The organism is Brevibacillus aydinogluensis, assembly GCF_961514395.1.
In the GTDB taxonomy this organism is placed as follows: Bacteria; Bacillota; Bacilli; order Brevibacillales; family Brevibacillaceae; genus Brevibacillus; species Brevibacillus aydinogluensis.
In genome coordinates, this window is the sequence record NZ_OY569118.1 from 3178670 (window position 1) to 3203860 (window position 25191).

The window sequence follows — 25191 nt, forward strand, 5'->3', positions numbered from 1 at the left end:
ATGTCATTGTTTAAAAATGAAACAATAACTATTTGAAATCGTTTTCAGTAGTCATTGTAAGACGAATCAAAGGGGAGATTCAATATTCAAACTGTTTATTTTTTCAACACATCTCCTAATTTTCTCCACAGCGTTGTTCGATTGATGCCCAATCGTTTGGCCGTGCGTGATTGATTCATGCCTTCTTCTTTCAGCACGTGCAGCAAAATTTGCCGTTCAATTTCTTCCCAAGTTCCCTCCAAATTCAATTCGCCCAGGGGCAGCCCCGCGTTTCCGGCCCGTGTTTCCGCACTGTACCGCTGCCACGCTTCCTGCCATTCTTCCAGGCCCACATAGTGGCCCTCCGTCAGCAGCAGCATTTCTTCCACGACGTTTTGGAATTCTTTCAGGTTGCCGGGCCAGTCGTATTCGGCGAGCCGTTCAATTACCTCTTCCCTGATGCCGACGATGTGCTTGCCGTACGCCGAATTGTGATGGGCGATGAGCACACGCACCAATTCTCCTATGTCCTCTACGCGTTCCCGCAGCGGAGGAATGCGCAGTTGGCACTCGGCGAGCTGGTGGAGCAGATGAGAGGAAAAGCCGCCTCGTTTCGCGACCTGTCCGGGCGACAGGGGGGAGGAGGCAATCAGCCGCAGCCGCCCCCCTTTTTGCAGCTCGGCCGCCAACTGATCCTGCAGGCGAACAGGCAGCTTGTCCACTTCCTCCAGGTACAGGGTTCCTCCAGATGCGGTTGCAAGCAAACCTGGTTTTCCTTCCGTTCCGAACAATTCTTCCGCCAGCCTCTCTTCCTCTGCGGATGAACAGCAGACGGAATAGAATCGGTGCCGGCCTTGTCTGCTCGCTGCGTGGATAGCCTGGGCAAAATGCATGCGGCCGCTGCCCATCTCCCCGGTGAGCCAGACGCTTTTGTTCGTCTGCGCGTATGTCTGGGCCCGCTTTACCGTTTTCGCAATCTCCCGGCTGGACCCGATCACCTGCGCAAACGCAGCCAGCCGCTCCGGCGTCTGTATCTCCCGGAATGGCTGGGGCGGCACGCCCTTGCTATCCTGCAGGTAGAGCATGAAAGCGGACGGCTCCTCCTTTGTGCGGGCAGCAATCCGGATATCGCACAAACGGCCTTGTATCGCCACGTGTTCCGCTGTGACCGTTGTGCCGTCCGGCTGGTCGGCGGAAAGCAGGGACGCAACTGCCGGCGGAATCGCGTCGGCATTGCCCAGCCACGCCTGCGCCGCCGGATTCGCGTACAGGATGTCGCCGTTCGCACGCACCGCCAGCACGCCTGTCGTGTCGTGCTGCAGGAGTTCCTCGTAAAAGCGCGCCTTTTCCAGCCCCTTCATGTAGATATCGTGGACGTACACCAGCTCCGTCAACATCTCCTGGACGGACTCGCGGCCAGACGTGATGAGGATGCCGTGATAACCCATTTCCTGTGCGGCCCTCACCGTGACGACATCGCCCAGTACGATTTGCGCGCCCTGATTGGTCGCACGCTCCAGCGCGCCTCTGACTTCCGACTCATGGTGAACAGGGTAAACGGGTATTTCAAGGTTGAGCAGGCTGGAGACCGTCGCCGCCCCCTGGCAGATTCCCGGGAAGCCGATGATGGCCGGCTTGCTGTTGGAATCCTTGATCAATGTGAGCACACGCAGGATGTCGTATCCGGAGACGGGAATGTCCACGACCGGAATGGACACGTGCTTGCGGATGAGCTGAGCCGTTCCGCCGCGGCTGACAATCGCGTCATACCTTTGCTTCTCGGCCTGCAGCACAATGGGCAGAGCCTCTTCCAGATCGGCGATTTCCACATCCATCTCGATCCGGTCGTCTTCTTTTGCAATGTCCAGCAGCAAATCACGCAAGCCCGGGTACGGCGCGATGCCTTTTACCTTGATTTTCGCCATGTTCTTGCCCCCAATATGTTGCGAAATGAAACAGATATCGCTAAAATTATACAACTTTGGCCGGAAAAAGCAAAAGAACCGGAACACCCGTTGTCCGGGCTTCCGGTTCACGAGATTTCGTTCAAGGTTTCCCCAGGGTTCGGAACACCTGCTCCGCTTCCTGATCGCGCCGCTTTGTCTCTCCCGCCGCAGTCAACCGCAGGAAGCGGTCGTCCAGCAGTTCGGCCAGAACGGCCCGGCGCTGTGTCTCGTCCAGTCCGAGCGCGAGCACCCTGTCCCGCATCGCGCCCAAAAAGGCTGTGTATTCTGCGTACTCCGGACCGAACTGCTCCTCCAACTGCCGGCGCAGTTTTTTTGCCAGACCGGGGTTGTGTCCGCCCGTGGATATGGCGATCTGCAAGTCGCCCCGCTCCACCACGGACGGGACGGTAAACGTGCACAAGTCGGGGCGGTCCACTATGTTGACCCACTGGTGCGAGCCGCACGCCCGGTGAACGGCCAGATTGACGCCGGGATCGTCCGTGGCTGCGATCACCACGACCGCGTCCCGCACGTCGTCAGGGTCAAACCGGCGGCGGTGCAGCGTAATGCGCCCCGCTTCCGCCCACGACTGGACTGTCGGCGTGCAGGCGGGACTGACGACCGTGACGACGGCTCCTGTGTTCAGCAGGCCGCCAATCTTTCGCTCCGCCACACGTCCTCCACCGACGACAAGACACTGTTTGTCCCGCAGATTCGCCATCATCGGGTAGAGCCGCACCCTGCCTCACTCCTCGAACCACTTGATCTTCTCCCGCAATTGTACCACGTCTCCGACCAGAATGATCGCGGGGTTGGAGATGCCAGGGTGGCGCTGGACTGTTTCCACGATGGTGGCCAGACTCCCGGTCACTGTCGCCTGCTCCGGCAGCGTCCCCCTGGCGATCACGGCGACGGGCGTGTCCGGCCGGCGTCCATGTTCCAGGAGCCGGGCACAAATCAGCGGCAGATTGGCAATCCCCATGTAAAAGGCGACTGTGTCCACGCCGCGTGCCAGCGCCCGCCACCTTTCCTCCTCCTCTGCCGATTTGCCGCCGCTCAAGTGCCCGGTCACCACGGCAAAGGAAGAGCCGTGCTCCCGATGCGTGACCGGGATGCCGGCGTAGGCGGGAGCGGCGATGCCGGCCGTAACGCCGGGAACGATTTCAAACGGAACGCCCCTTTGCGCCAAATGCTCCGCTTCTTCACCAACCCGGCCAAACACGCACGGATCACCGCCCTTGAGCCGGACGACCGTTTTGCCCTCCAACGCCTTTTCCGCCAGCAGCTCGTTGATCGCCTCCTGCCGCATGGTGTGGTTGTGCGGCAGTTTGCCGCAGTAGATGCGCTCGGCGTCTTCCCGGACGTGCTCCAACAGCGCCGGATTGGCCAAGCGGTCGTAGATGACGACATCCGCCGCACGCAAACACTCCAGCCCTTTGACGGTGATCAGCTTGGGATCGCCCGGGCCCGCACCGACAAGGTACACCTTGCCGCGCTGCGTCATCGATTGCTCACCCCTGCCGACTCAAATGTCGCCATCTCCCGAATCATTCGGGTGGCCGCCTCCACGATCGGAAACGCCACCGCCGCCCCGCTTCCTTCGCCCAGCCTGAGGCCCAGGTCGATCAGCGGCTCCATGCCCAGTGCCCGGAGCGCGTGGAGATGACCCGGTTCCTGGGAGCGGTGGCCCGCAATCAGGTAGTCAGCCGCTCCCGGATTGAGACGGACGGCCAGCAGTGCCGCCACCGTGGAGATGAAGCCGTCCACCAGCACGGGGATGCGGCGTGCCGCGGCTCCGAGCACGGCTCCTGCCATGGCGCCGATTTCCAGACCGCCTACTTTGGCCAGCGCCTCCAGCGGCCGATCCGGGTCGGGGCGATGCCGGTCGAGGGCCTGTTTGACGACTGCTTTTTTCCGCTCCCACGCTGCGTCGTCGACACCTGTCCCACGGCCCACCAATTCGTCCGGCTGCGCACCGGTAAGCGCCGCCAGCAGGGCGCTGCTGGCCGTAGTGTTTCCGATTCCCATCTCACCGATGATCAACAGCTTTGCTCCCTCGTCGATGATCGCTTCGGCGCTCTCCAGGCCGACTCGGATGGCACGCTCCGCCTCATCCAGGGTCATGGCCTCCTCCCGCAGCATGTTGCCGGTGCCGGGCCTGATTTTTTTTCGCCACACACCAGGCACTTCCACATCGGCAGCCACCCCCACGTCCACCACGTGCAGCAGAGCTCCGATCTGGCGGGAAAAGACGTTGATCGCCGCTCCCCCGGCCGCGAAGTTGGCGACCATCTGGACAGTCACTTCCTGCGGATAAGCGGAGACTCCTTCGGCGGCCACGCCGTGGTCGGCGGCAAAGACCAGCACGCCGGGCGGCGTAACGGAAGGAAGCGCGTTACCCGTCATCGCCGCCAGCCGGACAGCCAACTCTTCCAGCCGGCCCAGGCTGCCCAGCGGTTTTGTCAGCTGATCCACGCGGCGTCTGGCCTCGATCGCAGCCGCTTCGTTCAGCGGTTCTATTTTTCCATACGGTTGTGTCCTGTTTGTGTTCATTTTCCCACCCCATTTTCCTGAAACGCTCTCATCTGCTCCTCGATCAGATCCAGCCGCACGTGTCTCCTGACGCAGTCGGCCAGCAGGTCGAAGCCGCGCTCCCGCAGCGCGACAAATGACGGCCGTTCGCCAAGCGGCGCCAGTCCCTTCCGTGCGCGCAGCTCATCGAGCAGCATCCAGCGGAATTCATCGTTGTGAAACAATCCGTGCAGATACGTGCCGAGCACCCGCCGCTTGGGATCATAAAACCCCTCGGCGCGATCGGCAAGCCGGATGAACGGAGCCGCCCCGTCGGCAAATACGGAACGGCCCATGTGGATTTCGTATCCCTCCAGCCGAATCCGCCGGCCTGCAAATGACGCTTCGCCGCTGCTCTGAACGGTGATCTTGCGCCGCTCCAGCGTGGTCGTCATCGGGATCAAGCCCATGCCTTCCACCGATTGACGCGGGGATTCCACCCCGTCCGGGTCGTTGATCGTCCGGCCCAGCATCTGATAGCCGCCGCACAGGCCGACCAGATACGAGCGTCCTGCCTCATGCAGCGCGAGAATTGCCCGCTCCAAACCCGTCTTACGCAGGAACAAGAGGTCTTCCAGCGTGTTTTTGCTGCCGGGGAGCAGAATCAGATCGGGCTGCCCCAGCTCTTCCGGCCGGGAGACATAGTGCACGGTGCAGTCCGGCTCGACGAAAAACGGATCGGCGTCGGTAAAGTTGGAAATGCGCGGATAGCGGATCACGGCGACATCAATCTCCCGGGCCGTTTCCGTTTGCCCCTGGTAGCGGTGCAGGATGAGCGAATCCTCCGCGTCGATCCACAGGTCGGGAATGAACGGAACGACGCCCAGCACCGGTTTGCCCGTATACTGTTCAAACCAGTCCAGCCCCGGCTTGAGCAGGGACAAATCGCCGCGAAACCGGTTGATGATCACGCCGATCACCCGCTCCCGATCCTGCGGCTCCAGCAATTGCAGCGTACCTACCAGGCTGGCGAAGACGCCGCCCCGTTCGATGTCGGCCACCAGGATGACCGGCGCGTTGGCGAGGCGAGCCACCCGCATGTTGACCAATTCCCGATCGTTCAGGTTGACCTCGGCCGGACTGCCCGCTCCCTCGATCACGATCCGCTCGTACGCAGCAGCCAGCCGGCCGTACGCTTCCCGGATCACGCGCAGTCCCTCCTCAAAAAAATCGCTGCGGTAGGCGAGCGCCTTCATGTTGGCGTACGGTTCGCCATTGACCACAATCTGCGATTCCGCGTCCCTGGTCGGCTTGATCAGGATTGGATTCATGTCGGTGGTGGCGACGATGCCGGCCGCCTCCGCCTGCACGCCCTGCGCCCGTCCGATCTCCTTGCCGTCCAGGGTGACGTAGGAGTTGAGCGCCATGTTTTGCGATTTGAAAGGAGCTGTCTTGTAGCCGTCCTGGGCAAAGATGCGGCAAAAGGCCGTCGCCAGCACGCTCTTCCCGGCGTCAGAACTGGTTCCCTGAATCATTAGCGGCAATGCCTTAGCCACGCGCCTTCACCTCCCGACACCGCTCCACCCAGCGCTTGGGCAGGGCAGGGTTGGAAGCGAAGTGCAGATGGGTGTAGCCGGCCACCAGATTGCCGCGGGCGTACCCCTCCGGTTTCGTGCCGCGCAGTCCCTTTGTCTGATACGCGTACGGCATCGTGTGTTCAGGCGCAAACGTGGAGTAGTGAAACTCGTGCCCATGGACGAGTTCGTCCGGGCCGATCAGGAAGTTTTCCGCTGTCCCCCGCACCTCCCGGTAGCCGAGCGCGGCCAGCCGTTTCTGCATCGTCACCGCGCCGGGGATGATTCCGGCCATCGGGTAGGTGTGTCCGTCCGTCGTCACGATCGCATCGGTCAGGTACATGAATCCGCCGCACTCCGCCAGCGTCGGCAGTCCATCGCGCACAGCCCGGCGGATCGACTCCAACACCGTCCGGCTGCGCGACAGCTCGGCGGCAAACTCCTCGGGAAACCCGCCGCCGATATAGAGGCCGTCCGCCTCCTGCGGCACGGGCTCGCCAGCCAGCGGGGAGAAAAAGAGCAGTTCCGCTCCGTTTGCCTCCAGCAGCTCCAGGTTTTCCGGATAGTAAAAGTGGAATGCCGCGTCCCTGGCGACGGCGATCTTCACCCGCTTCTCTTTGGGAACAGCGGGGACGGGAGCAAACAGCTTCCGCTCCGCAGAAAACGGTTCTGCCTGCGCCAGCTCCCAGACGCGGTCTACATCCACAGACTCCGCCACCCGTTCGGCCAGACGGTCAAACAGCGGCTGCAGTTCGCCCCGTTCCACCGACGGCACCAGGCCGAGATGGCGTTCGGGGATTTCCAGGCCGTCCTCCCGCCTGAGGTAGCCCACGACCGGCACGCCGCACTCCTGCTCGACGGCAGCCTTGATGATCTGAAAGTGCCCCTCGCTGCCCGCTTTGTTTGCGATCACGCCGACGATCTTCACCTGCGGGTTGAGCATTTGAAAGCCCTTGACGATGGCTGCCGCGCTGCGGGCCATGCTCTGGCAGTTGACCACCAGCAGCACGGGCGATGCCGTCAGCAGGCTGATTTCCGCCGTGCTGCCCCGGTCGCTGGTCGGCTCCTTGCCGTCGTACATGCCCATCACGCCCTCGATCACGGCGATGTCCGCCCCTTCCGAACCACGGGCAAAAATCTCCCGGACGGTGTCGTGCGGCAGCATCCAACTGTCCAGGTTTCGCGACACCCTTCCTGTCACTGCCGTGTGGTAGGTCGGGTCGATGTAATCCGGGCCGCACTTGAATCCCTGGACGACGTACCCTTTTTTCTTCAAGGCCGCCATCAGGCCGATGGTGACGGTCGTCTTGCCGGCACCGCTGCCCGTTCCGGCGATCACGATCCGGCGGTGGTTGGCACGCATGGACGTCCCTCCTCGCCGTACGGCATCAGTCCCACAGATATGGTGACGTTGCCCGATTTTTTCTTGGTCAGCACCAGTTTCTCCACGCCCGCGTACAGCTTGGCCGCCGGTTCGCTCACCCCGTACGCGCCGGTGTACTTGAACACCGTGTCCGACGGCTCCTCCATCGGCACGCGGTTCAGCTCATCCGGCGCATACCAGACAAACGGCCAGCCGTATTTTTCACACACGGCGATCAGACCTGCTTCATCCTTTTTCAAGTCGATCGTGGCCACCGCCTTGACGCTCTTCACGGAGAATTGCAGCTCCTCCAGCGTTTCCTTGATCACCGCCTCGATCTCTTCCGCCGACGTGCCGCGGTTGCAGCCGATGCCGAGCACAATCACCTTGGGCCGGTACAGGACCCCGTTGTCCAAAATGGCTTGTTCCTCGCGGGTAAGCAGACGGTGCGTCACCACCAGCGCCGCTTGCGGCCGGTCAGCCAGCGCATCCGGTATGGTCTCGTACACCCGAATGTTGGGGGGCATCGGCGTGTCGTGCATCCACCAGTTCCGCTCCCCCGACTCCTGCACTACGGCGACGCGTTCCTCATTGACCACGGAGGCGCTGACCGGGGTTAGCTTATCTGCGGACTCCCACTCCCAGCCAAAACGGCGGCCAAACAGGTCGACAGGGATCGTCTTCTGCACGTCGGAGGCGGTCGTGATCACCGGCCGCGCTCCCATCACCGCAGCCACTTCCCGCGCCAGTTCGTTAGCGCCGCCGAGGTGTCCGGACAGCACGCTGATCACATGTTCTCCCTTGTCGTCGATCACCACCACACCGGGATCGGTCTTTTTGTCCGTCAATAGCGGTGCGATCATTCGCACGACGGCACCGAGCGAGATAATCACGATCAGTCCCTTGTAGGCCGGCCAAAGCGCGGGAAACAGCAGGCGAACGCTGCCGGAAAACAGCTGGATGCCCTTTGCTTCCTCGTCGCCCTTGGCAAACTTGCTCATGTAGTAGAGATCCGTCCCCGGAAACGACGCGTAGAGCCGGCGCGCCATCTCCACACCGTGCTTGGTGATGGCGATGATCGCGTACTCCCCTTTCTGCCGGATGGCGGGAATCTCTCCTTCCGTCAATTCGATGATCATCCCTCTGTCACACCTTTTCTGTACCCATGGGTAAAGGATTTGTCGTACAGCCTGGAGCGGTGCTGCCTGCTCTTTTCGTGTAGCGACGGGTCAAGCGCCCAGCCGGCCAGAATCATCGCGTGCGAGCGGATGCCGTGCTTGGCCATCTCTTCGTCCAGATCTTTCAGCGTGGTGCGGACGATCACCTGGTCCGGCCAGCTTGCCCGCTGCACCACCGCCACCGGCGTGTCTTCGCTCCAGCCAGCTTCCGTCAGCTCGCGGACCACTTTTTTCGTCAGGGTGGCGCTCAAAAACAGGGCGATCGTGCAGTGATGCTCCGCCAGCGCACGCAGCTTTTCCCGTTCCGGCACCGGAGTGCGCCCCTCCGCCCGGGTGAGGATCAGCGTCTGCGTCAGCTCGGGGATGGTCAATTCCGCCCCCAGCGCCGCCGCCGCGGCAAAGACGGAGCTGACGCCCGGCACGATCTCCACGTCTATGCCCGCCTGTTTCAGGAGAGCGATCTGCTCCATCGTCGCGCCGTAGACGGACGGGTCGCCGGTGTGCAGCCGGACCACTGTTTTCCCCTGGCGGACGCGGTCGACCATCAAGTCCACCATTTCTTCCAGTGCCATGCCGGAGCTTTGCAGGATTTCCGCGCCCGGCTTGGCCTTAGCCGCCAGTTCGCCGCTGACGAGCGAGTCGGTGTAGAGGACGACATCCGCCTGCTGCAGCAGTTTCAGCCCTTTTACGGTAATCAGATCGGGATCGCCAGGACCCGCTCCCACGATGTACAGTTTCATGTCCTTTTCACCACCATCAGTGTAAGGTAACCAAGCTCTGCCCGCTCCAGCTCGCGGACGTCCGTCCACACCATTTCTTCGGCGGAGGTCACTTTCGTGGCGACGGCCGCCTTGTCGACGAGATCCAGCTCGCGCAACAGCTCGATGATCATCGGCAGCACCTTGGCCACCTTCAAAAAGACGACGCAGTCGTGCGAAAGCAGCGCCTGTCGCATCGCCTCCCGGTCGTCCGTGGCCGGAATGATGCCGATCTGCTCATCGCCGTCCGCAAGCGGCAGGCCGAGCCGGGAAGCGGCGCCGAGAAACGAGGAGACGCCCGGCACGGAGACGATCCGCACCTCGGGATGTGCCGCCTGCATCACCCGCATCATGTGAATAAACGTGCTGTAAAACAGCGGATCGCCCTCGGTGACAAAGGCGACGTCCTTGCCTTGGCGCAGCCGCTCCCAGACAATCTTCACTGTGTTGGCCCACTCCCGCTCCAGCACGTCCTTGTCCTTGGTCATCGGAAAGACCAGTCCGAGCATCTCCTTGCCGTCCGAAGGCTTGACGTACAACTCGGCAATCTGGTGGGCGTAGCTTTTGCTGCCCATCCGCTTTTTCGGGTAGGCGACCACCGGCGCCTGCTGCAGCAGGCGAAATGCCTTGACCGTAATCAACTCCGGATCGCCGGGGCCGACACCGATGCCGTACAGGGTTCCAATCCCGCTCATGCGCTGTCTCCTCCTCTCTGTCTCCCCTCCTGTTTGGCCCAGGCAGTGATGATGTAGACGGGGTTGAGCCCCTCGAACCGGGTCATGTTCAGGATTGGCTTGCTGCGCGACAGCTGCGTCAGCGTCACCGCCGTCTCAAAGTGTTCCTCCGCAAACGCCTGCAGCGCCGCGTACAGCGTCTCGATCGTGGCCGCATTGACGACGATCCGGCCGTTTGGCCTCAAGCGGCTGCAGCATACGCGCAAAAGCTCCCGCAGTTCGCCGCCGCTGCCGCCGATAAAAACCGCGTCCGGATCGGGAAACTGCTCCAGGCCCTCCGGCGCTCTGGCGTGCACGACGGTGAAATCGGTGCGGAACCTGGCCATGTTCTGGCGGCAGTTTTCCAAATCGTCCGCGTTTTTTTCCACCGCGTACACCTCGCCTTCCCGGGCGATCCGCGCCGCTTCAATCGCCACCGAACCGGTGCAGGTGCCGATGTCCCAGACGACGCTTTTGACGTGAAGCTGCATCTGCGCCAGGCTGAGTATGCGCACTTCCTTTTTTGTAATCAGCCCTTTGTCCGGCTTGCGCTGGGCAAACGCTTCGTCGGCGATGCCGAGCGGCCAGACAGGACTCTCCCGCCGCCTGCGCAGGATCACCACGTTCAGGTCGGAAAAGGTGCCCTCCGCCATCTCCTCCAGCGTGTACCAGCCGCTCCGCTCTTCCTGGCTGCCCAGGTTTTCGCCTACAAACGCGTCGTACTCGGTCATGCCAAACGAAAGCAGGTAGCGGGCGATGGCGGCGGGATTGTTCTGGCGATCGGTCAAAAGGGCCACCTTGTCCCTGCCGTCGATCCGCTGCGCCAGTCCCTTCATGCTGCGCCCGTGCACGCTGGCAAAGTAGGCATCCTGCCACGATTCGCCCATTCTGGCAAAGGCGAGCTGAATCGAGCTGAGATGCGGGTAAATTTCCACGTGCAGCTTTTTGGCCAGCAGGCTGCCAACGCCGTAAAACAGCGGATCGCCCGAGGCGAGGATTACCGTTTTCCGCTTCTCCTCGCGCAACCGGTCCGCCAGCGCCATGAGGCCTCCCTTCAGCACCAGCTTTTCGCCCGTGTACTCGGGAAAAAAGGAGAGGTGCCGTTCTCCCCCGACCAAAAGTTCGCTCTCCATGATCCATGTGCGGTACAACGGCAGCAAGCTCTGCTGTCCGTCGTCCCCGATTCCGATCACCTTAATCGCCTGTGTCATTCACTGTCACCCTTCCCAACAGGGACCCTTTCATCGTAATCAACACAGTCTCAATCTCCATGCCGCCGCCCACTTCCTTCAGGCCGGCGCGGCAGCAGCTTTCGCACAGCTTGTCAAAAAAAGCGGGGCAATCCGCCATCAAGTCGCCCACCTGTGCTGCTGTATTGGCTTCTTTCGCCTGCCGCACCAGCTCGTCGGGCGCCCCCGCCTCGGCCGCAAGCCCGGCGAGAAAATCAAAATTGACCGGCGCGCTCTTGGAATGAACCATCATCACCCCTTGGGCCACTTTGGAGAACTTCCCCATCATCCCGACCAGGGTTACCTTTTTCACCTGCTTACGCTTGCACTGCTGCAGGGAAAACCCGACAAAATCCCCCATCTCGATGAATGCTTCCTCCGGCAGTTCGGGGTACAGCTGCATGCCGAACTGCTCGCTTTTGCCGCCGGTGGACAGCACGAGGTGCGCGCATCCCGCCTCGCGGGCCACGTTGATCGCCTGAGCGATGCTGGCCTTGTAGGCGGCAGTGGAAAAGGGGACGACAATGCCGCGCGTGCCGAGAATGGAAATGCCGCCGACGATGCCGAGCCGCCCGTTCATCGTCTTTTTCGCGATCTCCTCTCCGGCGGGCACGGAAATAACCACGCGCACGCCCCGCTCCACGCCGTACTCTCCCAGCACGGACTGAACCGCCTCTCGAATCATTTTCCGGGGGACAGGGTTGATCGCCGCCTCGCCGACCGGCACCGGCAGTCCCGGCTTGGTCACCCGGCCCACGCCGACGCCGCCGTCCAGCTCCATGCCCGGCTCGTCCCGCCAGGTGACCGTGCTGAGGATCAAGGCGCCGTGAGTCGCATCGGGGTCGTCTCCGCCATCCTTGATGATGCCCGCTGTCGCCTCGTCGGCAGTCCACTCGCAGCTCTCCAGTTGAAACGTCACATCCATGCCGGCCGGCAGGGGAATGGTGGCCTGCGTCTGCCGCTTTTGGGTGATCAGGGCGGTGAGAGCCGCCTTGGTCGCCGCAGCCGCGCACGCGCCCGTGGTGTAGCCGTGGCGGAGCGGTTTGGCTTCCTTTTCTTCCGTCGCCGCTTTTGCCGCCATGACCTATCCCAACCGTTCCGCCATCAGCGAGAGTGCGTTGACCGCCGCCACGGTGACCGGACTGCCGCCCTTGCGCCCGATGTTGGTGATAAACGGCACGTCCAGTTTGGCCAGCTCTTCCTTTGATTCGGCGGCGGAGACGAATCCGACCGGCATACCGATGATGAGGCCCGGTTTGGCCTCTCCTTCCTTCACCAGGCGGATCAGCTCCAACAATGCGGTCGGCGCGTTGCCGATGGCGAAAATGCCGCCCTCCGCCTCCTTGACTGCCTTGCGCATGGAGATGATCGCCCGCGTCGTGTTGAGCCGCTTCGCCTCTTCCATGACGTCCTTGTCGGAGATGTACACTTTCACCTGACCGCCGAACTTTTCGATCCGTTGTTTGCTGATCCCCACCTGCACCATCTGCACGTCGGCCACGACGATTTTGCCGCTGCGGATGGCTTCAATGCCCGCGCGGACGGCGTCCGGGTGAAAGACCAGGCTGCGTCCCAGCTCAAAGTCGGCAGAAGCGTGAATCACGCGCTGCACCACCGGGAACTGCTCCTCGGTAAACGGATGCTCTCCCAGCTCCTCCGTAATGATCTGAAAACTCTTGTCCTCGATCTCCTGCGGCTGCACCGTCAGCGGTCTAAACTCCGTGCGAAAGTCCATGTCGCGCTCCTCCCTTTCTTTGCAGGCAACTTTCGATCTCGTCAGCGGGCCCGTCCCGCGAAAGCGGCCCCGGATCCCGGGTCCCGGGGCTGTTTATCCCACGGCAGGGACAGCCAATTCCCGCAGCTGCCCGATGACGCCGTCAAAATCGGTATACGCAGTGCCGTACTCAATCTGCGGCCGGGCGATCACAATCGTCTCGATGCCCATTTCCAGGGCCGCTTCCACTTTTTCGTCAAACGCGCCTGCGCGGCCGCTCTCCTTGGTGATCATCAGCGTCACGCCGTAATGGTTGTAGAGCGCCTTGTTCAGTTCCTTGGAAAACGGCCCCTGCATGGCGACGATGTTCTTTTGCTCGATGCCCAGTTCCTCGCACTTCTGCATGTTGTCCACGCGCGGCAGCATCCGGGCGACCAGCGTCGTGTCCGGCAGGCCGAGCAGCCGGTCGGTGAAAATCTTCAGCGTCTTGCTGCCGGTCGTCAGCATGATCACGCCGCGTTTCTGCGCCGCCACTTCGGCCGCCTCGACGTAATCCTTCACCACGGTGATGTTGTCATGCCCGGGTGAGGCGACGCTTTCCCGCTCGTAGCGAATGTAGGGGACACCCGCCTCCCTGGCGCCGGCCATGGCGTTTTTCGACGCTTCTTCCGCGTAGGGGTGGCTTGCGTCCACCACGGCCTGCACGCCTTTGGCTGTAATCAACCGGCAAATGTCCTCCGCGTTCAGACGGCCCACCTGCACCGGCAAACCGGCTTCGGCCATGCTTTTGGCAGCGTTCTCCGTCACGACGGTGGTCAACAGGTCGTATCCCGCCGCCATGATCCGCAGGGCCAACTCCCGTGCGTCGCTGGTTCCGGCCAATACGAGAATCATCGCTCGTCCCTCCTACTTCGCCCCCTGCGGCATGTGCTCGTGATGGTGGTCATGGCTGCCGCCGCGGCTGTGGTGGTCATGATCGTGGCTGTGGTCATGATCGTGACTGTGGCCGTGATGATGCCCGTGGCCATGATCGTGGTCGTGATGATGGTGGTGATGATGGCCGATGTGCTCCATCGCCGCCAGCCTGTACTGGCAGGTGTCACAGTTCAGCCTTACTTCGCCGTGCAGCGCCTCTTCCACCCGCTCTTTCAGCACCGCCTTGAGCAGCGGGTGGTAGCCGAAATATTCCGCCAGGGTAAAGCGGACTTCGGGATAACGCGCGCGAAAGTGCCCCAATTGATCCGCCATCCGCTTGATCAGCACGCCGGTAAACAGAAAGTACGGCAGTACCACCACGTGGCGCGCCCCCAGCTTGACACAGCGCTCCACCCCTTCTTCGTACAGGGGAAAGGTGACGCCCATGAAGGCCGTCTCCACCCATTTCGCCCGCCATCGCTCCCAGAACAGGCGGGACATCTTGTAGATGTCACTGTTGGCGTCCGGATCGCTGCTGCCCCGGCCGATGACCAGCACGGCCAGCTCCTCGTCATCCGCCCCGGAGGCGAATCCGGCTTCCGCCATGCGCGCCGCCAATATGTCCAGCACCTGCTCGTGGACGCCAATCGGCCGCCCGTAGATAAATTGCACGTGCGGATGCTTTTCCTTCGCCTCGTCGATGGCCGCCGGAATGTGAATCTTGGCGTGGCCGGCGGAAAACAGGATGATCGGGATGACCGCCACCCGGGTCGCCCCTCGCTTCACACAGGTGTCCAGTCCTTGCAGCACGTCCGGCTGTTCAAACTCCAGAAAACACGTTTCGATGATGGGTATGTCCAACTCCGGGGCCAACGCGGCCACAAACTGCCTGACTTCTTCGTTTCCCTCGGGGTCCTTGCTCCCGTGGCCGACAAACAACACCGCGTCCATGTCTCGTCCTCCTTATTCGCCCGCGGGCACGCTCCAGACCGGCGAGCAGACTCAATCCCCGCAGACGGCGTTTTCAATCTTTGGCGCAGGCATCTCCTGCCAGACAAATCCCTCAATCTCACCGACGCGCTGAAAAAACTTGTGAAACCGTTCGTTCGGGAAGGCATCCCGCTTGTACCGCGCCACAATCCGCTCAATCAGCGGCACGATCTCCTCAGGCTCAATGCCCTCTGTCACCGGTATGCCGGCGTGAGCGCTGCGCCCCACCGTTTTGGCGCCGAGGAACAGGTCAACCTTTCCCTTGCGAAAGACGATGCCGATGTCTTCCTTGACTGCGCCGTAGCAGGCCATGCCGCAGCCGTTTACCCCGATCTTCAGTTCCTTGGGCATCGTCTGGCCGCCCAGCTTTTGCTGAAGCTCCTCTGCGTAGGGAATCCCGTCCTTTTTCTCCCCGTCGCAGAAGTCGCACGCCTTCACTTGCACCACGTCACCGGTCGGCATCAGCAGCAGCCCCAGCTGGCGCAGGCGTTCTGTCACCGTATTGGGATCGGCGGTCGGGACGCGCAGGATGATCTGGTGATGCGGCGTGTATTCGATTTCCCCTTTTTCTCCTGCCAGTTCGGCCAGCGCGAGCATCTGCCGAGGCGTAAACTTCTTGTTTGCCACCCCCGGGCTGACTGCGCACTCGAAAATCATTTCGGGCACAAACCCGCTGGGGGGCCTGCCAGCTGGCGGAGCAGCGGTTGCCGCTCCCTCGTCCCCATGAAGCGCAGCAAGTGCCTGCATCGCCCAGTCGTACGGCGTCCGGACGGCGTCAGGCTGCTCTCGCTGACCGGCCGACATGTCCGCGACAGCCGCGGCGGACTCCTCCGCGGCAGGAGATGGCGCCGCCTGAACCAGGCCGCTGCCTGCCTGTGCTTCCAGCGACCACGGCTCGTTTTCCACCCGCAGTCGCTGGTGCGGCTTCAGCGCCTGTTCGTCTGACGACAGCGTATACTTGCGCTGATAGCCGCGCGGGGTAATCATCAGCCCGTCGTAGACAAAGGTGGAGGAATTGCCGATGATGACCGTCGTCAGCATGCCGATGTCGTGCTCCAGCATCTTGCCCAGCGTGGTCAGCTCGATCCGCTGCCGCTCTCGATAGGCGCTTTTGACGATGCCGACCGGAGTGTCGGGCGAGCGGTACTTGAGCAGGATGCGCTGCGCCTCCACGATTTGGCGCGTCCGCCGTCCGCTGCGCGGGTTGTACAAGGCGATGACGAAATCTGCCTGTCCCGCCGCGTCGATACGCTTGGCGATCCGTTCCCACGGCGTCAGGTGGTCGCTCAGGCTGATGGTGCAGGCGTCGTGCATGATCGGTGCCCCAAGCAGAGCCCCGCAGGAGTTGATTGCAGAGATGCCCGGGATCACCTCCACCTCCACACCGCCCTCCCGCGACCAGCCCTGCTCCACCAGCACTTCGTAGATCAGCCCGGCCATGCCGTACACGCCCGCGTCGCCGCTGGAGATCACCGCCACTGTTTTGCCTGCTTCCGCCTGCCGGACGGCTTCCCGCGCCCGGCTCACTTCTTCGGTCATGCCGGTGCTGACGATCTCCTGATCGGTCAAGAGGCCGCGGATCAAGTCCACATAGGTGGTGTACCCGATGATCACGTCACTTTCCTCGATCGCTTCCCGGGCCCGCTTGGTAATGTGGTCGAAACTGCCCGGCCCGAAGCCGATGACAAACAATTTTCCGCTCATGAGGAGCCTCCTTTCCATAACGGTCCCTATGGGCCCGTGCTCACCGAAATCGCGAAGGCCGCCGCCATGCAGAAGACAAGCCCCAGGACCGACACCAGCTTCATCAGCCGGACCGCCGCAGCGATGTCGTCCGGGCGGAGCTGTCGGAGAGGATTGCCCAGCTTGGCCCGGTTGGACGGCACGCCCTGGTAGTAGTTGAGTCCGCCAAGCTGCACGCCGAGCGCGCCCGCCACGCCCGCTTCCGGCAGCCCGCTGTTGGGGCTGGGGTGCAGCCTGGCGTCGCGCCGGATCACCGCCCAGCACTGGCGCCAGTCCAGCCGCATCAGCCAACTGGCGGCGACGAGCAAAAAGGCGGTCAGGCGGGCGGGCAGGTAATTGAGCAAATCGTCAAACCGCGCCGACGCCCAGCCGAGATTGCGGTACTTCTCGTTCTTGTAGCCGACCATCGAGTCCAGGGTATTGGCCGCCCGATAGGCCATCGCCAGCGGCGCGCCGCCCAGCGCGGCGTACACCAGCGGAGAGATGATCGCGTCGACGATGTTCTCCGCCACGGTCTCCACCGCCCCCCGGCAAATTTCCGATTCATCCAGCTGCTCCGTGTCCCGGCCGACGACCATGGAGAGCGACTGGCGGGCCGCCGCCCAATCACCTCTTTGCAGGTGGTGAAAAATCTCCATGCCGGCGTCGGCCAAGCCTTTGGTGGCAATGGTGGTGGAAATCAGCCAGACTTCCAGAGCGATGGCCAGCCAGGGATGGACCCATCCCGCCGCGTACAGCAGTGCCCAGGTGACGACAAGGCTGCCGCCTGCAATCAACAGCGGGAACAAAATACCGGCCGCTTTCAGGTGCTCTTCCCGCTTGACCAGCGCGCGCAGCAGCCGCTCCAGCCCCATGATGCACCAGCCTATTCCGACCACCGGATGCGGCAGACTGCGCGGATCGCCCACCACCCGGTCTATCCCGTACGCTGCCAGCAATATCAATGCCTCGTTCATCTCGTCCCTCTCTTTGTTTCCACACGCGGTGGTTCCGTTCTATTACCCATGCGGGAGGCAGGAATGGGCTTTTTTTCCCGCAAATCGCCGCTCTGCGGCAGGGCTCACAAGCTGCTCTGCATGGAAACATGCTTCTCGCCCGATGCAGAAGGATTGTCTTCCATCCGTGCCGCCGTCCAGCGGCGTCCGTCCCACTTAGCGACGAGAACGCCGCCGTGGCCCACGCCGTCCACCTGCCAGTAGCGGCGGGGATCGTTTTCCACCCAGGCCGCCTGAAACCAGCGGATAACACCGCCGTGGGTCACCAGACAGACGGTATCGTCCATGGAAACAGACCTCATCAGCTGCATCAGCCAGCGATCCACCCGCTCCCCCAACTGGGTCAGGGTTTCCCCGCCCGGCGGCGCACAGTCAAACGGATTGTCGTACCAGCGGCGGGCGAGTTCGCCGTCCCGTGCCATCAGCTCGTCATAGGTGAGCCGCTCCCACGCGCCAAACGACAGCTCGCGCAGGGCGGGCACGGCGCGGGGCCCCAGTCCCCAGACAGCTGCCAGCCGTTCCGCCGTTTGCCGGCAGCGGAGCAAATCGCTGGTGTAAAGCGCCGCCGGGCGTTCCGAAGCGAGCATCCGGGCTGCCTGCTCCGCCTGGGCGCAGCCGTGTTCGTTCAGCGGCACATCGCTGTGTCCCAGGTAGCGGCCGGTGCGGTTCTCCTCCGTCTGTCCGTGTCTCACCCAGATCCACCTCACGGCCACCAGCTCCCGATCAGGATGAGCAGCATCACGGCTTCGGCAATCTCGATCAGGGCGCCGTAGCAGTCGCCGGTCAGGCCGCCCAGCTTGCCGGCGACCGAGCGGGCAAACAGCAGGCTGATGACGAGCGACAGCACGACAGCCGTCACCGCCCGGATGTCGGCAAGCCACCAGCCCAACGCCAGCACAAAAAGATAACCGGCGCCGATGTGGAAAGGACGGAGCGCCTCGCCGATGCTTTTGCCGACGCCCTTTTCTCCGGTGACGTACGGCCAGCAGCGGATCGCCAGCAGCACATGCGTGCGTGCGGCGGCGGGCACCAGCAGCAGACAGGCGGCAAGCTGCCGATGGTCGAGCTCGGCCAGCGCCGCCGTCTTGACCAGAAGCAGCACAATCGCCGCCAGCACCCCCATCGCTCCGGTCCGGCTGTCTTTCATGATCGCCAGCATCTGTTCCCGCGGCCGGCTGCTGCCCAGACCGTCGGCCAGGTCCATCCAGCCGTCCAGATGCAGTCCGCCGGTGATGTAGACCCAGCAGGCCATCGTCAACACGGCAGCAGTCAGCGGCGCAAACGCCCACAAGGCCGCCTGATGCACCCCACACAGCACGAGGCCGATCACCAGTCCGACAGCCGGGTACCAGACGACGCTCTTCTTCCAGGCCTCTTCCGACGGGCGCAGCCAGGGAACAGGGATGCGGGTAAAAAACGACAGTGCATGAAAAAACGCGTTCATCCTTTTATCCTCCAGGGAATGCCTGCCAAAACGGCATAGACAGTATCAGCCCGGCTGGCGGCCAGCTGGTTGACGTCGCCCAGCACGTCGGCAAACCAGCGGCCCAGCTTGGTCATCGCGACGCCGCCCAGACCCACCTCGCTGGTCACGGCGATGACGGTACGGCCATCGCTGCAGGCTTCATCCAGCCACTGCTCCGCTTCCTCCAGGAGCGCCCGCCCGATTGCTTCGTCCCGCCAGGACGCTTCCGGCACACTCATCAGCCGTGTGCTGACCCACGTCGACAGGCAGTCCAACAGCACCACCGGATACCTCTTCAGTTGCGGCAGGGTCACAGCCAGGGTGCCATCTGTTTCGGCCAGTCCCCAATTGCGGGGCCGCCGCGCCCGATGCCGCTCAATCCGTTGCTTCATTTCCTCGTCCCATGCCTGGCCGGTGGCCACGTACAAGACGGGGCCTCCCGCCTGTGCAGCCAGTTTTTCGGCGAAGCGGCTCTTCCCCGAGCGGACGCCTCCGGTAACGACGATCAGGCTCAGCGCCGCTCCCTCCTTTCACGCCAGACGTCCCGCAAGGCCGTCAACAGGCGGTCGTTTTCCGGCCGGGTGCGGACTGCGATGCGAAAATCACCGGGCGTCAAGCCGGGGTACATGGCACAACTGCGAATCAAGATGCCCCGTCTGCCCAGCAGCTCCTGCAGTTCCGCCGCCGTTATCTGAGCCGGACAGCGCACGAGCAGAAAGTTGGCTTCGCCCGGCCAGACGCGCCAGCCCAGTTCCTGCGCGATGGCACCGGACAGATAGGAACGCTCTTTGGCAATCAGCCGTCTGGTTTTCGCTTCGTAGTCCGCTTCCTCCAGGCAAAGCTCCCCGGCCGCAAGCGCCAGACTGTTGACACTCCAGCTGACCTGCTTTTCCCGCAGCCGCTCAATCAGCGCGGGCACGGCGACGGCGTAGCCGAGGCGCAGCCCGGGAATGGCGAACATCTTCGTCAGCGAGCGCATCACCAGCACGCGCGGAAACCGGGAAAGCTGGTCTGCCAGCGTAAACTGACGCTCCTCCGCGACAAAGTCGAGAAACGCCTCGTCGATCACCAGATGCGTGTCTGTCCTGTCGGTCCAGCCGGCCATCCGCAGCAGTTCTTCCGGTTCATACAAGAGGCCGGTCGGGTTATTGGGAGAACCGACAAAGACAAGGTCTGCCTGTTCAAACAGCCGGTACAGCTCCGCCTCGTCCGGCTTGAAGCCGCGATCTTCCCGCCCCGGGCAGGTCAGCACGCGGGCGCCGAACTGCCTGGAAAGTTGGGCATATTCGGAAAAACAAGGCGTGACGATGCCGACCGTCTGCGGCTTCAGTGCGAGGATCGCCAGGGCCATCGCCTCGGCCGCCCCGTTGGTCGGCAGAAGCCACGATGCCGGCAGGTTCAGCTTTGCCGCCAATGCGCTGCGAAACGACCGGTGCCCCGGATCGGGATAGTGAACCACCCGAGGCAGCACCTCCCGCAGTCCTTCCAGCACGCGGGCAGGCGGGCCCAGCGGGTTGATGTTGGCGCTGAAATCGACAAATTGCCCGACTTCCACACCGAAGCGCTCCGCCGCCGTAACCAGATCGCCGCCGTGACCGAACACCTCCAACACGGCGGTCATCAATACTCCACCCCCAGCACGGCGGGGATGCCTTCGTCATAGTAGTGCTTGACCGCTTTCATCTCCGTTACCAGATCGGCAATCGCGATGATTTCCGGCCGCGCGTCCCGTCCCGTAATCACCAGATGCACGTGGCTCGGCCTGTTTTTGATCGTGTCCACTACATCGTCCAGCGGCAGCACGTCCGCTACGGGAAAACGATCAATCGCCAGCGCGTTGTTCAATTCGTCGAGAATCACCATGTCGTATTCGCCGCCCAATACCTGCTCCTTGGCGTATCGCCACGCTTCCCGCAGAGCGGCGCGGTGCTCCTCGGGCGTTTTCGTCCAGGTAAAGCCGATGCCTTTTTGCACCATCTCGATGCCCAACCGGTCAAAGACGATTTTTTCCCCGTAGGTGCGTTCCGGCGACTTGATAAACTGTACCACCAACACACGCTTGCCGCGGCCGGTCGCCCGTACGGCCAGCCCCAGCGCCGCCGTTGTCTTCCCTTTTCCGTCCCCGGTGTACACCAGGACCAGTCCTCGCTTGTTGTCGGATTTGTTCATCGACCATTTCCTCCCCCTCTGGCCGGCCAACCAGGGACGCGATGCCAAACGGTCCGCCCCTTGTGCCAGCTCATCTACCGTTCACGGTGTCTTTTCAGATACAATAAAAAACGCTTTGCTTTCCTCGAAACCCAAAGGAAGCAAAGCGTCGACACGACGTCCACGACAATCCTCACCTTTTCCTTTGACCCGAAGGAAATCAGTGCTCACGCAAAACAGGCAGGTCTCCTGGCTTGAGGATCGCCGCTTTCCTTCTCCTTCCCACTCCCGCTGGAGCAGTGGATGGCTGTCGCCGCGAAGGAAAACTCCCCTCTTACAGTGGCGGGACCGCGTTGGATTTTCACCAAACTTCCCTTTAACTTCACCCGCCCGGAAGCGTCCGCGCAGGTGAAGACCTGTTTGCCGTATGCAGTTGTCGGTGCCGCACATGACCGGCACTTGTCTCCATCATAACAAAAGTGGCCGTGGATAGGAAGGAAAAAGCGAGCGGGCAATGGGCTGACTCTTAATCGACGGGCGCCATCGAGCCATCTGGATTCAAGATTTCTTCTGCTCTGGTTCCATTCACATTGGAGTAAACATGCAGATTGCGATTGGGGCCTTGAAGGTAAGCGATGGTGTACAGGTAGACTCGTTCATCTTTCCAGCCGATGAAGAAGGCGGCTCCTACTTTTCCGCTGCGAATCCCCTCTTGATCAATGACATGGTCGGGCACAGAGGACTGGTAATCCTCCTCGGTGAAAAAGCGGTACAGCCAGAATTCATCACAGCCGTTTTCGAGATCCCCCTGGTCATCCACGAGAACGTACCTGTCACCGAACAGTGCGGCGACTTCTTGTTTGGTTGAGCCGATTGTTACGTTGTCTTTTATCCTGGCAACGGTTTGCAGCACTTCTTCTTCACGGACCGTCTGTCTTTCGGGTGGGAGTACGAAGATTCTGTTAAATAAATCAAAGGGATAACAGGCGACCAGGATCGCGGCCATGACTGCGGGAATCAGATATAGGTACGTTTTTCCTTGCAAAATGGTTTGTCCCCCTTCGTTCTTTGAACAGCAGCGAAAACACGTCACGCTTGCATTTACCTTCTACCAATATTTACTATAATATTATATTGCTGGAATTTATTGAACCCGCCCGAACCAATCAGGCCTGATCTGATAATGCTCCACGCACAAAAAAGCAGCCCTGCATGCAGCCGGAGATCATTCCGGTGCACGAGGGCTGTGTTCGCCTTTTAGTTTATCTTCTTCCCCGCTCCGCTGTTTTGGGCCGTACCTGTGCAGCGGGTATGCTTATCCGCTCTTTGCCCATCAGCAGGATCCCTACGACCGCCAGACAGGCCGGAATCAGCGCCCACATGAACGTCTGCGCAATCGACGAGGAGAGGACTGCGGTAATCTGCTCCAGGACAGGTGCCGGAATGGACGCCCGGGTTTCCGGAGTCAGCACCGCCCGCGGGTCAACCAGCCCCCCTGCCGGAATGCCGCTTCCACCGGCAAATACCTCTTCCAAGCCGCTCTGGAACAGGTTGCGCTGTACGATTCCAAACACGCTCACGCCCAGCGTCATGCCCAGCGAGCGGAAAAACGAGTTGGTCGAGCTGGCCGAACCGCGCTGACGCATGTCAAAGTTGTGGATCGCAGCCATGCCCAGGACGGAGAAGGAAAAGCCGACGCCAAACCCGGTAAGGACCATGTAGACGGTCACCAGACTGCGCGAGACCTCCGGTGTCAGCGTCCCCAACAAAAACAAGCCGGACAGGAAAAAGGCGGCGGACAGCAGCATGATGTTGCGGTAGCTGGTCTTCGTCGTCAGCATCCCGCCCGTTTGGCTGCCGAGTACCGATCCGAGCATCATCGGAGTGAGCAGCAGCCCCGAGTTGGACGCCGAGCCGCCAAACACTCCCTGGATAAAGATCGGAATGTAGACGGTCGTGATGATGAAGGACGCGCCGTACAGAAGAGACACCATATTGCTCGCGGCAAACAGCCGCTGTCTGAACATGGAAAACGAAATGATCGGCTCGGCCGCCCGTCTCTCCACGTACAAAAACACGGCAAACAGCACGGCAAACGCGGCAAACAGACCGAGAATCACCGCAGAGTCCCAGGCGTATTGATTGCCGCCCAGCTCCAGTGCAAACATCAGGCTGACCACCGCTCCCACCAGCGTGATCGCACCCCACCAGTCAATGCTCTGCTTGCTGTGTTCCAGCGACTCCTTGTAGTACGCGGAGATGAACCAGAGCGACAGAAGACCGATCGGCACGTTGATGTAAAAGACCCAGTGCCAGCCAAAGTAATCGGTGATGTAGGCGCCGAGCAGGGGACCGACAACGCTGGACGTACCGAACACCGCTCCGAACAGGCCAGTCATTTTCCCTCGCTTCTCCGGTGGGAACACGTCAAAAATGATCGTAAAGGCAATCGGCATCAGCGCTCCGCCGCCAATCCCCTGGATGGCCCGGTAGATGCTGAGCTGAACAATGCTGCCTGCCGTCCCGCAGAGGATCGATCCGAGCAAAAACACGATCAATCCAAACACGTAAAACCGTTTGCGGCCGTACATGTCGGACAGTTTGCCGAAGATGGGCATCCCCGCCATCGTCGCCACCATGTACGCCGACGTGACCCAGACAAACTTGTCCAGACCGCCCAACTGGCCGACGATCGTTCCCATCGCGGTGGCGACGATCGTGTTGTCCATGGACGCCATCAACAGACCGAGCAGGAGCCCGGCAACCACAAATTTCACATTCGACTTCTTGGCAATCACGCCGATCTCCTCCTCTTTCAACTTCTCTATGAACTTGATTATTGCCAATGTGGCCCGGAAAAAATAAACCTTCCCTCCTGGTCTATACGGAGAGAAGGATATGGAAATTTCAACAAGTATCAGCTTTTTAGCACGTCGTGGTCGACGTAGCGCTCGCCGTTCAGCTCGCTGATGACGTTGATCGCCACCCTGGCCCCGTCACCGGCGGTGATGATCGTATGCACACTGACGCCGGCGCACGTTCCGGCCGCCCAAATGCCCTCCACACTGGTCTTGCCGTCCCGGTAGACGTCAATCACCGTTTTGATCCGCGGCTCGGTGCCGGGCTTGGTCGCCACGCCGATCTTTTCCGCCAGATCGACCAGGATGCCGGTAGCGAGAATCACGTGTTTCGCTTCAAACGTCCCTGCGCTGTCTGTCTCCAGCGTAAAGCCCTGTTCCGTTTTAACGATGTTGGTCACCTGGCCGGACACCAATTCCGCGCCAAATTTCTCCGCCTGCTTTTTCCCGATATCCACCAGGTCAGGCCCGGTGATCTCCATTACGCCGTAGTGATTTTCCACCCAGGCTCGTTTGGTGATGCTCTTGTCACTGTCGATCAGCAGCGTTTTTTTGCCTGCTTTCGCCGTAAACAGCGCCGCGCTGGCTCCTGCCGGTCCTGCCCCAATAATCGCAATCTCGTACATTCTGACATGCCCCCTTCCAGTTTTTATGATACCCAACTTAATCATATACCAAGTATGGAAAAAAGAAAATCCACCGGGCACATCGGGGCCAGTCTCAACAAAAAAACCTCTTGAGCTTGATAGCCCAAGAGGTTTCGCCTCGTTTCGCCTTGTCTTTCGACCTTACTGCACCATGGTGTTGAAGCTCATGACCCAAATGGAGCCGGCGACGATCGTCAGCACGATTACTCCGCCCAGGATCAGTGCCTGCACATTGTAGCGGGGTTTCTCCCCTTCGCGGATGTGCATGAAGAAGAACAACTGTACGAACAGCTGCAGAACGGCCATCGCCATGATTGCAACAACCAGTGCAGTACCGGTCAGCACCTTGTTCATGACCAGCACCAGCGGGATGATGGTCAGCACGATCGACAGAACAAACCCGATGACGTACGACTTGAGGGAGCCGTGCCCCTCTCCGTGACCATGACTGTCGTGTTGCATCAT

Annotated in this window: 25 protein-coding genes and 1 riboswitch; all 25 genes read right to left on the reverse strand. The window is 61.5% G+C overall.

The genetic code is table 11. The annotated features are described in order from the left end of the window. Positions 1 to 95: 95 nt before the first annotated feature. The 25 genes from Q7F15_RS15555 to cyoD all read right to left on the reverse strand — a co-directional run bounded on the left by Q7F15_RS15555 (position 96) and on the right by cyoD (position 25191). Positions 96 to 1904, reverse strand: a complete 1809-nt coding sequence (locus Q7F15_RS15555) for a sigma-54-dependent Fis family transcriptional regulator (RefSeq protein ID WP_304414582.1) — start codon at positions 1902 to 1904, stop codon at positions 96 to 98. 121 nt (positions 1905 to 2025) lie between these two features. After that, the gene (locus Q7F15_RS15560) at positions 2026 to 2664 is read right to left on the reverse strand and encodes a precorrin-2 dehydrogenase/sirohydrochlorin ferrochelatase family protein (protein WP_212132319.1); all 639 of its coding nucleotides are present in this window, start codon (positions 2662 to 2664) and stop codon (positions 2026 to 2028) included. 6 nt (positions 2665 to 2670) lie between these two features. Continuing rightward, positions 2671 to 3429 carry a uroporphyrinogen-III C-methyltransferase gene (gene cobA, locus Q7F15_RS15565; protein ID WP_304414583.1) on the reverse strand — a complete coding sequence of 253 codons (759 nt, stop codon included), beginning with the start codon at positions 3427 to 3429 and terminating at the stop codon, positions 2671 to 2673. Beyond that, complete coding sequence (cobT, locus tag Q7F15_RS15570) at positions 3426 to 4478, reverse strand: nicotinate-nucleotide--dimethylbenzimidazole phosphoribosyltransferase (RefSeq protein WP_304414584.1); 1053 nt, start codon at positions 4476 to 4478, stop codon at positions 3426 to 3428. The genes cobA and cobT overlap by 4 nt, the downstream gene beginning before the upstream one ends. Further along, on the reverse strand, positions 4475 to 5992 hold the full coding sequence (locus tag Q7F15_RS15575) for a cobyric acid synthase (RefSeq protein ID WP_304414585.1): 1518 nt from the start codon (positions 5990 to 5992) through the stop codon (positions 4475 to 4477). Before Q7F15_RS15575 ends, cobT begins: the two co-directional genes overlap by 4 nt. After that, positions 5985 to 7373 carry a cobyrinic acid a,c-diamide synthase CobB gene (locus tag Q7F15_RS15580; protein WP_304414586.1) on the reverse strand — a complete coding sequence of 463 codons (1389 nt, stop codon included), beginning with the start codon at positions 7371 to 7373 and terminating at the stop codon, positions 5985 to 5987. The genes Q7F15_RS15575 and Q7F15_RS15580 overlap by 8 nt, the downstream gene beginning before the upstream one ends. Next, complete coding sequence (locus Q7F15_RS15585; RefSeq protein WP_171565834.1) at positions 7346 to 8512, reverse strand: cobalt-precorrin 5A hydrolase; 1167 nt, start codon at positions 8510 to 8512, stop codon at positions 7346 to 7348. The genes Q7F15_RS15580 and Q7F15_RS15585 overlap by 28 nt, the downstream gene beginning before the upstream one ends. Next, complete coding sequence (gene cobM / locus Q7F15_RS15590) at positions 8509 to 9291, reverse strand: precorrin-4 C(11)-methyltransferase (protein ID WP_230076600.1); 783 nt, start codon at positions 9289 to 9291, stop codon at positions 8509 to 8511. Before cobM ends, Q7F15_RS15585 begins: the two co-directional genes overlap by 4 nt. Next, positions 9288 to 10004 carry a precorrin-2 C(20)-methyltransferase gene (gene cobI, locus Q7F15_RS15595; RefSeq protein WP_212132322.1) on the reverse strand — a complete coding sequence of 239 codons (717 nt, stop codon included), beginning with the start codon at positions 10002 to 10004 and terminating at the stop codon, positions 9288 to 9290. Before cobI ends, cobM begins: the two co-directional genes overlap by 4 nt. After that, positions 10001 to 11233, reverse strand: coding sequence for a precorrin-6y C5,15-methyltransferase (decarboxylating) subunit CbiE (gene cbiE / locus Q7F15_RS15600; protein WP_230076598.1), 1233 nt, complete (start codon positions 11231 to 11233; stop codon positions 10001 to 10003). The genes cobI and cbiE overlap by 4 nt, the downstream gene beginning before the upstream one ends. Next, positions 11217 to 12332, reverse strand: a complete 1116-nt coding sequence (locus tag Q7F15_RS15605) for a cobalt-precorrin-5B (C(1))-methyltransferase (RefSeq protein WP_212132324.1) — start codon at positions 12330 to 12332, stop codon at positions 11217 to 11219. Before Q7F15_RS15605 ends, cbiE begins: the two co-directional genes overlap by 17 nt. Positions 12333 to 12335: 3 nt before the next feature. Next, positions 12336 to 12986 carry a precorrin-8X methylmutase gene (locus tag Q7F15_RS15610; protein ID WP_171565839.1) on the reverse strand — a complete coding sequence of 217 codons (651 nt, stop codon included), beginning with the start codon at positions 12984 to 12986 and terminating at the stop codon, positions 12336 to 12338. A gap of 93 nt (positions 12987 to 13079) precedes the next feature. Then, positions 13080 to 13859 (reverse strand): precorrin-6A reductase, encoded by a 780-nt coding sequence (gene cobK, locus Q7F15_RS15615; protein ID WP_212132326.1) that lies wholly within the window; start codon positions 13857 to 13859, stop codon positions 13080 to 13082. Positions 13860 to 13871: 12 nt separating this feature from the next. Then, positions 13872 to 14831 carry a sirohydrochlorin chelatase gene (locus tag Q7F15_RS15620; RefSeq protein WP_304414587.1) on the reverse strand — a complete coding sequence of 320 codons (960 nt, stop codon included), beginning with the start codon at positions 14829 to 14831 and terminating at the stop codon, positions 13872 to 13874. A gap of 51 nt (positions 14832 to 14882) precedes the next feature. Next, positions 14883 to 16574: a precorrin-3B C(17)-methyltransferase gene (gene cobJ, locus Q7F15_RS15625; RefSeq protein ID WP_304414588.1), complete on the reverse strand. Its 1692-nt coding sequence runs from the start codon at positions 16572 to 16574 to the stop codon at positions 14883 to 14885. Between the two features lie 26 nt (positions 16575 to 16600). Continuing rightward, on the reverse strand, positions 16601 to 17569 hold the full coding sequence (gene cbiB / locus Q7F15_RS15630) for an adenosylcobinamide-phosphate synthase CbiB (RefSeq protein WP_304414589.1): 969 nt from the start codon (positions 17567 to 17569) through the stop codon (positions 16601 to 16603). Between the two features lie 104 nt (positions 17570 to 17673). Continuing rightward, entirely contained in the window at positions 17674 to 18300 is a 627-nt protein-coding gene (locus Q7F15_RS15635) for a histidine phosphatase family protein (RefSeq protein ID WP_304414590.1), read from the reverse strand. Positions 18301 to 18311: 11 nt separating this feature from the next. Beyond that, the gene (cobS, locus tag Q7F15_RS15640; RefSeq protein WP_230076596.1) at positions 18312 to 19052 is read right to left on the reverse strand and encodes an adenosylcobinamide-GDP ribazoletransferase; all 741 of its coding nucleotides are present in this window, start codon (positions 19050 to 19052) and stop codon (positions 18312 to 18314) included. Continuing rightward, on the reverse strand, positions 19049 to 19588 hold the full coding sequence (cobU, locus tag Q7F15_RS15645) for a bifunctional adenosylcobinamide kinase/adenosylcobinamide-phosphate guanylyltransferase (protein WP_171565871.1): 540 nt from the start codon (positions 19586 to 19588) through the stop codon (positions 19049 to 19051). Before cobU ends, cobS begins: the two co-directional genes overlap by 4 nt. Further along, the gene (gene cobD / locus Q7F15_RS15650; protein WP_304414591.1) at positions 19585 to 20694 is read right to left on the reverse strand and encodes a threonine-phosphate decarboxylase CobD; all 1110 of its coding nucleotides are present in this window, start codon (positions 20692 to 20694) and stop codon (positions 19585 to 19587) included. Before cobD ends, cobU begins: the two co-directional genes overlap by 4 nt. Beyond that, positions 20694 to 21242 carry a cob(I)yrinic acid a,c-diamide adenosyltransferase gene (cobO, locus tag Q7F15_RS15655; protein WP_171565847.1) on the reverse strand — a complete coding sequence of 183 codons (549 nt, stop codon included), beginning with the start codon at positions 21240 to 21242 and terminating at the stop codon, positions 20694 to 20696. The genes cobD and cobO overlap by 1 nt, the downstream gene beginning before the upstream one ends. Before the next feature lie 201 nt (positions 21243 to 21443). Continuing rightward, positions 21444 to 21656: riboswitch (cobalamin riboswitch) on the reverse strand. Positions 21657 to 21747: 91 nt separating this feature from the next. Continuing rightward, positions 21748 to 22266, reverse strand: coding sequence for a hypothetical protein (locus tag Q7F15_RS15660; protein WP_304414592.1), 519 nt, complete (start codon positions 22264 to 22266; stop codon positions 21748 to 21750). A gap of 217 nt (positions 22267 to 22483) precedes the next feature. Then, positions 22484 to 24019, reverse strand: coding sequence for an MDR family MFS transporter (locus Q7F15_RS15665; RefSeq protein ID WP_212132336.1), 1536 nt, complete (start codon positions 24017 to 24019; stop codon positions 22484 to 22486). Positions 24020 to 24138: 119 nt separating this feature from the next. Beyond that, the gene (locus tag Q7F15_RS15670) at positions 24139 to 24705 is read right to left on the reverse strand and encodes an FAD-dependent oxidoreductase (RefSeq protein ID WP_304414593.1); all 567 of its coding nucleotides are present in this window, start codon (positions 24703 to 24705) and stop codon (positions 24139 to 24141) included. Between the two features lie 162 nt (positions 24706 to 24867). Next, entirely contained in the window at positions 24868 to 25191 is a 324-nt protein-coding gene (cyoD, locus tag Q7F15_RS15675; RefSeq protein ID WP_171565851.1) for a cytochrome o ubiquinol oxidase subunit IV, read from the reverse strand.

What these genes read in the sequence shown, in the direction of transcription:
- Q7F15_RS15580 (WP_304414586.1), bottom strand. Translation starts at nt 7,373, where the DNA reads ATGCGTGCCAACCACCGCCGGATCGTGATCGCCGGAACGGGCAGCGGT.
- cyoD (WP_171565851.1), bottom strand. Translation starts at nt 25,191, where the DNA reads ATGATGCAACACGACAGTCATGGTCACGGAGAGGGGCACGGCTCCCTC.
- cobT (WP_304414584.1), bottom strand. Translation starts at nt 4,478, where the DNA reads ATGAACACAAACAGGACACAACCGTATGGAAAAATAGAACCGCTGAAC.
- cobK (WP_212132326.1), bottom strand. Translation starts at nt 13,859, where the DNA reads ATGATTCTCGTATTGGCCGGAACCAGCGACGCACGGGAGTTGGCCCTG.
- cobD (WP_304414591.1), bottom strand. Translation starts at nt 20,694, where the DNA reads ATGACCGCCGTGTTGGAGGTGTTCGGTCACGGCGGCGATCTGGTTACG.
- cobA (WP_304414583.1), bottom strand. Translation starts at nt 3,429, where the DNA reads ATGACGCAGCGCGGCAAGGTGTACCTTGTCGGTGCGGGCCCGGGCGAT.
- Q7F15_RS15610 (WP_171565839.1), bottom strand. Translation starts at nt 12,986, where the DNA reads ATGGACTTTCGCACGGAGTTTAGACCGCTGACGGTGCAGCCGCAGGAG.
- cobJ (WP_304414588.1), bottom strand. Translation starts at nt 16,574, where the DNA reads ATGAGCGGAAAATTGTTTGTCATCGGCTTCGGGCCGGGCAGTTTCGAC.
- Q7F15_RS15620 (WP_304414587.1), bottom strand. Translation starts at nt 14,831, where the DNA reads ATGGACGCGGTGTTGTTTGTCGGCCACGGGAGCAAGGACCCCGAGGGA.
- cobM (WP_230076600.1), bottom strand. Translation starts at nt 9,291, where the DNA reads ATGAAACTGTACATCGTGGGAGCGGGTCCTGGCGATCCCGATCTGATT.
- cbiE (WP_230076598.1), bottom strand. Translation starts at nt 11,233, where the DNA reads ATGACACAGGCGATTAAGGTGATCGGAATCGGGGACGACGGACAGCAG.
- Q7F15_RS15670 (WP_304414593.1), bottom strand. Translation starts at nt 24,705, where the DNA reads ATGTACGAGATTGCGATTATTGGGGCAGGACCGGCAGGAGCCAGCGCG.
- Q7F15_RS15555 (WP_304414582.1), bottom strand. Translation starts at nt 1,904, where the DNA reads ATGGCGAAAATCAAGGTAAAAGGCATCGCGCCGTACCCGGGCTTGCGT.
- cobI (WP_212132322.1), bottom strand. Translation starts at nt 10,004, where the DNA reads ATGAGCGGGATTGGAACCCTGTACGGCATCGGTGTCGGCCCCGGCGAT.
- Q7F15_RS15605 (WP_212132324.1), bottom strand. Translation starts at nt 12,332, where the DNA reads ATGGCGGCAAAAGCGGCGACGGAAGAAAAGGAAGCCAAACCGCTCCGC.
- cobO (WP_171565847.1), bottom strand. Translation starts at nt 21,242, where the DNA reads ATGAACAAATCCGACAACAAGCGAGGACTGGTCCTGGTGTACACCGGG.
- cobS (WP_230076596.1), bottom strand. Translation starts at nt 19,052, where the DNA reads ATGAACGCGTTTTTTCATGCACTGTCGTTTTTTACCCGCATCCCTGTT.
- cbiB (WP_304414589.1), bottom strand. Translation starts at nt 17,569, where the DNA reads ATGAACGAGGCATTGATATTGCTGGCAGCGTACGGGATAGACCGGGTG.
- Q7F15_RS15585 (WP_171565834.1), bottom strand. Translation starts at nt 8,512, where the DNA reads ATGATCATCGAATTGACGGAAGGAGAGATTCCCGCCATCCGGCAGAAA.